This is a genomic window from Microcystis sp. M53602_WE12 (assembly GCF_030065455.1).
GTDB lineage: Bacteria > Cyanobacteriota > Cyanobacteriia > Cyanobacteriales > Microcystaceae > Microcystis > Microcystis aeruginosa.
In genome coordinates, this window is the sequence record NZ_JASJFB010000566.1 from 1 (window position 1) to 6,155 (window position 6,155).

The 6,155-nt window shown below is 43.1% G+C and carries 4 protein-coding genes; 2 read left to right on the plus strand and 2 right to left on the minus strand.

The window, feature by feature from the left end; genetic code table 11:
* The first annotated feature begins 239 nt into the window (after positions 1–239).
* Positions 240–776 (plus strand): tetratricopeptide repeat protein, encoded by a 537-nt coding sequence (locus PX482_RS18320; protein WP_288028216.1) that lies wholly within the window; start codon positions 240–242, stop codon positions 774–776.
* 55 nt (positions 777–831) lie between these two features.
* Here PX482_RS18320 and PX482_RS18325 read toward each other — a convergent pair whose 3' ends face one another.
* Together PX482_RS18325 and PX482_RS18330 are read right to left on the minus strand one after the other, a co-directional pair.
* Positions 832–2,631 carry an SLC13 family permease gene (locus PX482_RS18325; protein ID WP_288056573.1) on the minus strand — a complete coding sequence of 600 codons (1,800 nt, stop codon included), beginning with the start codon at positions 2,629–2,631 and terminating at the stop codon, positions 832–834.
* A gap of 4 nt (positions 2,632–2,635) precedes the next feature.
* Positions 2,636–5,416, minus strand: a complete 2,781-nt coding sequence (locus PX482_RS18330; RefSeq protein WP_288122802.1) for a cation-translocating P-type ATPase — start codon at positions 5,414–5,416, stop codon at positions 2,636–2,638.
* A gap of 295 nt (positions 5,417–5,711) precedes the next feature.
* On the opposite strand from PX482_RS18330, the gene PX482_RS18335 reads away from it, so the two are divergent.
* The coding region (locus PX482_RS18335) for an FAD-dependent oxidoreductase (protein WP_288122803.1) at positions 5,712–6,155 on the plus strand (444 nt) is incomplete at its 3' end.

Here is a 6,155-nt window from a genome sequence, read left to right on the forward strand (position 1 = left end):
GGGGTGTGGGGTGTGGGGTGTGGGGTGTGGGGTGTGGGGTGTGGGGTGTGGGGTGTGGGGAGTGGGGTGTGAGAATTATGAATTATGAAGTGGGGAGTTTTTTGCTGTGAACAGTGAACAGTGAACTGAAAACTCAAATCTGATCAGTGATCACTGATAACTGATCACTGATAACTGACTAAATCCTGCTATAATCTGATTGAATAAGTATAAAAATATTAATTGCTCGATCGCTAATTATGGAAGATACCCTGCCGCTTATTTACGTTTCTGGATTGCTAATTTTCGTGATTGGTTTAGGAATTTTTGTCATCGTGCAAATCTTTAAAACCCGTCGAGTGGAAGGAACCTTTAACAAGCTACAAAAGAAATTGCAAAAAGAAAAAGGTACAGCTAAAGAATACTATGAATTAGGGAGTCTTTATCTCGATAAAAAACTCTATGTTCAAGCATTGAGTTTACTACAAAAGGCTTTAAAAATCTCTGAGGAAGAAAGCATCGAACCAGAAAATCAAGCCCTAATCTACAATGCGATCGGTTTTTCCTATTTTGCTCAAGAACAATTAGAATTAGCGATTCGTAACTACAAAGAAGCAATTAAACTTTATCCTCAATACTCGATCGCTCTCAATAATCTTGGCAATGTTTACGAAAAGAAACAAATGGCTAAAAAAGCTCTCGAAACCTACGAAGAAACTCTCAAATTTGATCCTGATAATACCGTAGCGAAAAAGCGCACCGAATCCCTGCGTAAACGCTTTGCTGAATCGAAATAGTTTTGACTACTGATCAAATTCTTTTTAGAGATCGAAGAATCTTCGATCTCTTTCTTTATTTCAAGCCATAAAACAAGACAATTAAACTAGGGGTTAAAAACGTCAAAATTAAATTTAGGGGCGCACCCAAACGGGTAAAATCGAGGAATTTATAGCCGCCAGGTGCATAAACCATGGTGTTAGTTTGATAGCCAATTGGTGTGAGATAACTATTAGAAGCAGCAAAGGTGACAGCATACATAAAAGCCAAAGGATTTAAACCCAAAGTTTTCGCCACTTCCACGGCGACGGGAATCATTAACACGACGGCGGCGTTATTAGAGAGGATTTCAGTTAAAACTGAGGTAATTAGATAGAAGAAAACTAAGATCCAAAACCCCGAAAGATTGCCGCCGATAGCCACTAAATTATCTGCTAACCATTTAGTAGTTCCCGAGTTATCCATGGCAGTACCTAGGGGAATTAAACCCGCTAATAAAAAGATAATATCCCAACGAATAGAACCATAGACTTCCCCCGGTTTTAGACAGCCAGTAATTACCATTAAAACCACCCCAACTAAACTGGTGACGAGAATTGGTTGAATATCAAAAGCGGCAATAATAATCACCGACAAAGTAATTATTAAAGCAATAATGCCTTTATCCTGTCGCTGGGATTCAATTTCTTTTTCTTCTAAGACTAATAATTCCCGCGTGGTTTGTAAACCAATAAAACTCTGTTTTGGTCCCTGAACCAAGAGCAAATCGCCAAACTTTAAAGGAATTTTACCTAATCTTCCTTGTAGTAATTCCGAACCACGGCGAATCGCCAGAACTGTTGCGTTATAACGCTGACGGAATTTCAAATCTTTTAAAGTTGTCCCAATTAAACGGGAATTAGAGAGAATCAAAACCTCGGCTAATTTTTCCTCACCTGTAGTAATTACCGACTCAATATCTTCTTTCTGAAATTTGAGATCAGCAAAGATTTCTAATCCTCTTTCATCTTTAATTTTTAATAGTTCTTCCCGGCTACTGTGAACGATTAAAATATCGCCAGCATTGAGAACTTTATCGGCTAAAGGTTGGGGTAAATGTACCTTATTTCTGATTAATTCCAACACATCAAAATCAAACTTTCTTTGTAGTCCACTTTGAGATAAAGTTTGACCGATAAGATTAGAACGAGGGGTAACAATGACCTCACTCAGATATACTTTAGAACCGTAATCATCGTCTAAAAATTCCCCCGTGGAAGATTTGCGATCAGGTAGTAATTTCGGGGCAAAAATTGTTAAATAAATCAACCCTGCCAAAAAAGTTACTAATCCTAAAGCAGTGAATTGAAATAAGCTAAATTCCCCATAACCCAGCTTGGCAGAAATACCACTAGCGAGAATGTTAGTAGAAGTTCCCACCACGGTAATCATCCCCGCTAAAACCGTGGCGTAGGAAAGGGGAATTAATAACTTAGAAGGGGAAATTTTTTGTTTTTTACACCAATCTTCAACGATGGGTAAAAAGATCGCCACCACTGCCGTGTTATTAATAAAAGCACTAATCGGCCCCACCAATGCCCCTAAGACAAATACCTGTTGGTGGGGATTTTTGCCCCCCCAAACCAGCAAGCGATCGCGAATTACTTGAATCACTCCCGTGCGGGTAATTCCAGCACTAAGCACAAACATCGCCATCACTGTCACCGTGGCAGCATTACTAAATCCGGCGATACCTTCTTCGGGAGTAACTAAACCCAAAAGAATGAGGACAATCGCCACGCATAAAGCGGTTAAATCTACCGGTAGCCATTCCGCCACGAAAGCGACTAAAGCAACGACTAAAACCGTTAAAGTCAGAATAATTGGTGTTGGCATTGATTTATTTTTTCGTCATGAACCAGCGAATAAATAACTTCTCCAACTCAATCCAAACAAACATTAAGGCACTAAATCCAAAACAGATTAATAATTCTGTGCCACTAATCCATTGAGTGCCGAAGAAGCTTTGTAGAGGAGGAGCATAAATTAACAACAATTGTAGGATCGTTGTCAAGCCCACGGCGGCGATAATGTAAGGATTAGAGAAGGGATTCATTTGCACAGCTAACTGGGTATGGGAACGCACCGCCAAAGCATGACCCATTTGTGCTAAACAGAGGGTAGTAAATACCATGGTTTTCCAACGTCCAGGATCTCCGATTTCGGGGGTTGCTTGAGTATATCGGTAAGCCCAAGCCATCATAATAATGGTGAGAATGGCAAACACCACACCGATGCGAATCATATACCAACCCAACCCGCGAGCAAAAATGCTTTCCCGGGGGCTAAAAGGTGGACGTTTCATCACATTAGGTTCGGCGGGTTCCATTGCCAGAGCAAGAGCCGGTAAACCGTCGGTGACAAGGTTCATCCAGAGGATTTGCAAGGGAGAAAGGGGTACACCGCCTAAACGGAGCAGAGGAGCCGCTGCAATCGTTAAAACCTCGCCAATATTACTGCCGAGAATGTATTTAATAAAGCGCCGAATGTTGCTGTAAACCACGCGCCCTTCTTCGGTAGCGGCGACGATGGTGGCAAAATTATCATCCAGCAAAATCATATCACTGGCTTCTTTGCTGACATCGGTTCCCGTAATCCCCATGGCGATGCCGATATCCGCTTGTTTTAGTGCCGGAGCATCGTTCACCCCGTCCCCCGTCATGGCGACGAATTTGCCCTGTTTTTGCAAAGCTTGGACGATTCTCAGCTTATGTTCGGGAGAAACGCGAGCATAGACGCTCACACCATCTACCTCTGCCTCTAGGTCATTCTGAGACATTTTTTCTAATTCTTTACCCGTGATTACTCGCTCCCCGGGGGCAGCAATTCCTAATTCAAATGCGATCGCCTTGGCGGTTAATTGGTGATCTCCGGTAATCATAATCGGACGAATTCCCGCTTGACGACAGAGGGCAACCGCTTCTTTAACTTCTTTGCGGGGTGCATCGAGCATTCCCACCAATCCCAACCAAACCAGGGATTGTTCCTCACTATCTTCTCTTTCCGCTTCTGGCACTTCTGTCATCGGTTTATAGGAAAAACCTAAGACTCGTAGGCCATTACCCGCCATTTCGTCATTTTGTGCCAAAATACGGCTTCTTTGTTCATCTGTTAAGGGTTGACTTTCCGCCCCAACTTGGATCAGAGAACAACGTTCGAGAATTAATTCCGGTGATCCTTTGGTAAACATTAAATAGGCAGAATCCCCCAAACCTAACTGGGCATTCTCACAGATTACTGACATTCTCTTTCTTTCGGAAGAAAAGGGAAATTCGCCTAAACGAGGGCTTTGTGGTGCCAATGCTTCCCGATATAGTCCTCCTTTACCCGCTAACGTCAGTAAAGCTCCTTCGGTGGGATCGCCTAAAATTGACCATTCTTGAGCTTTATTTTGCAAAAGTGCATCATTACACAGCACACAAGCCGTTAAAATTGCCTGTAGTTCCGGATCACTTTCACTAACACCATTAAACTCACCGATAGGCGCGTAACCTTCCCCCGTGACAGTAATTGTCTGCTCGGAAGTATTAACTTTCTGCACCACCATTTTATTTTGAGTTAAAGTTCCGGTTTTATCGGAGCAAATCGTCGTTACCGAGCCTAAGGTTTCCACTGCCGGCAATTTACGGATTAAAGCTTGTCTTCTCACCATTCTTTGGGTTCCAATTGCCAAAGTCACCGTTACCACTGCCGGTAAACCTTCGGGAACAACGGCCACAGCCATACTGAGGGAAGTTTCGAGGAATGATTCAAAAAACTGCCAACCAAAGCGAATTACGCCACCAAGCACGACTACAGCCACTAAAGCTAGGGAACTACTCACTAAAACGTTACCTAACTGCGACATTCGCTGCTGTAGGGGAGTTGGTTCACTTTCTACTCCTTGCAACAAAGCGGCGATTTTACCGATTTCCGTATCCATTCCCGTCTTGGTAATCGCCACTTTCCCCCGTCCCTGTACTACTTCTGTACCCTGATAGACGAGGTTAATGCGATCGCCTAAAGAGGCATCTTCCGGTAAAACCTTCTGTGCTTGTTTATTCACCGATTCCGCTTCCCCCGTGAGGGCAGCTTCCCGGATTTGCAGGTTTTGTGCTTCTAATAATCTGCCATCGGCGGCAATTTGTACCCCCGCTTCCAGTAACATGATATCCCCGGGGACAAGTTCCTTGGCCGTCACTTCAAAGGTGCTACCATTACGAATAACTCTAACTTTGGGCGAGGATAACTGCTTAAGGGCTGCTAATGCCTTTTCTGCCCGACTTTCCTGTAAATATCCTAAAATACCGTTTAAAATAACAATTGTAAAAATAGCTATCGCGTCTTTGGGAAATTCCCCTTTTTTCAGGTCCAAAACTGCCGAAACCACCGCCACGGCAATCAGCATCACTAACATAATGTTAGTAAACTGTTCCCAGAGAATCATTAACGGGCTACGTCCCCCCGTTTCTTTTAGTTCATTTAACCCGAAAATATCCTTTCTTTTAACAATTTCCGCCTCGATTAAGCCGGTTTCCCCATTGGTTCTCAGTATTTCTAGGGTTTGTTCCCCAGTTAAATTATGCCAAGCACGATTATTCTCTATTTCCGAGACTTGAGGTGACGTAGTGGGAAAAGTCATAGCGATCGATTGAAGAGGGTGTACGCGTGAACTAAAAAGGTAAGCGAATTAAGCTAATTACATATCACAATATCAGTTATCAGTTATCAGTGACCAGTTATCAGTTATCAGTGACCAGTTATCAGTTATCAGTGACCAGTAAGCAGTCAGCAGTTATCAAGGAAGTGGGGTGTGGGGAGAACAAAGCCGCCTCCTGCCCCCTGACTTCTCGATAATCTGAAAAAAAATGTAACGAAATGTGAAGTATAATGGCGAATGTGATAAAGACAAGACATTAGAGAGTAGATAGGAAACGATGCGAGTTGCGATCGCTGGTGCGGGACTAGCCGGATTATCTTGTGCGAAATACCTTGTCGATGCGGGACATACGCCCATCGTACTGGAACGTCGCGATGTATTAGGGGGAAAAATTGCCGCTTGGAAAGATGCCGATGGGGACTGGTACGAAACCGGTTTACATATCTTCTTTGGCGCTTATCCCAATATGCTGCAATTATTCCAAGAATTAGGCATAGAGGATCGCCTACAGTGGAAAGAACACTCGATGATCTTCAATCAGCCGGAAAAACCTGGGACCTATTCGCGGTTTGACTTCCCTGATATTCCCGCCCCAATTAACGGTATTGTTGCCATTCTTCGCAATAATGATATGTTAACTTGGGAGGAAAAAATTAAATTTGGACTCGGTTTAATCCCTGCCATTGTTAAAGGTCAAAGTTACGTCGAGGAGATGGACAAA

What these genes read in the sequence shown, in the direction of transcription:
- PX482_RS18320 (WP_288028216.1), top strand. Translation starts at nt 240, where the DNA reads ATGGAAGATACCCTGCCGCTTATTTACGTTTCTGGATTGCTAATTTTC.
- PX482_RS18325 (WP_288056573.1), bottom strand. Translation starts at nt 2,631, where the DNA reads ATGCCAACACCAATTATTCTGACTTTAACGGTTTTAGTCGTTGCTTTA.
- PX482_RS18330 (WP_288122802.1), bottom strand. Translation starts at nt 5,416, where the DNA reads ATGACTTTTCCCACTACGTCACCTCAAGTCTCGGAAATAGAGAATAAT.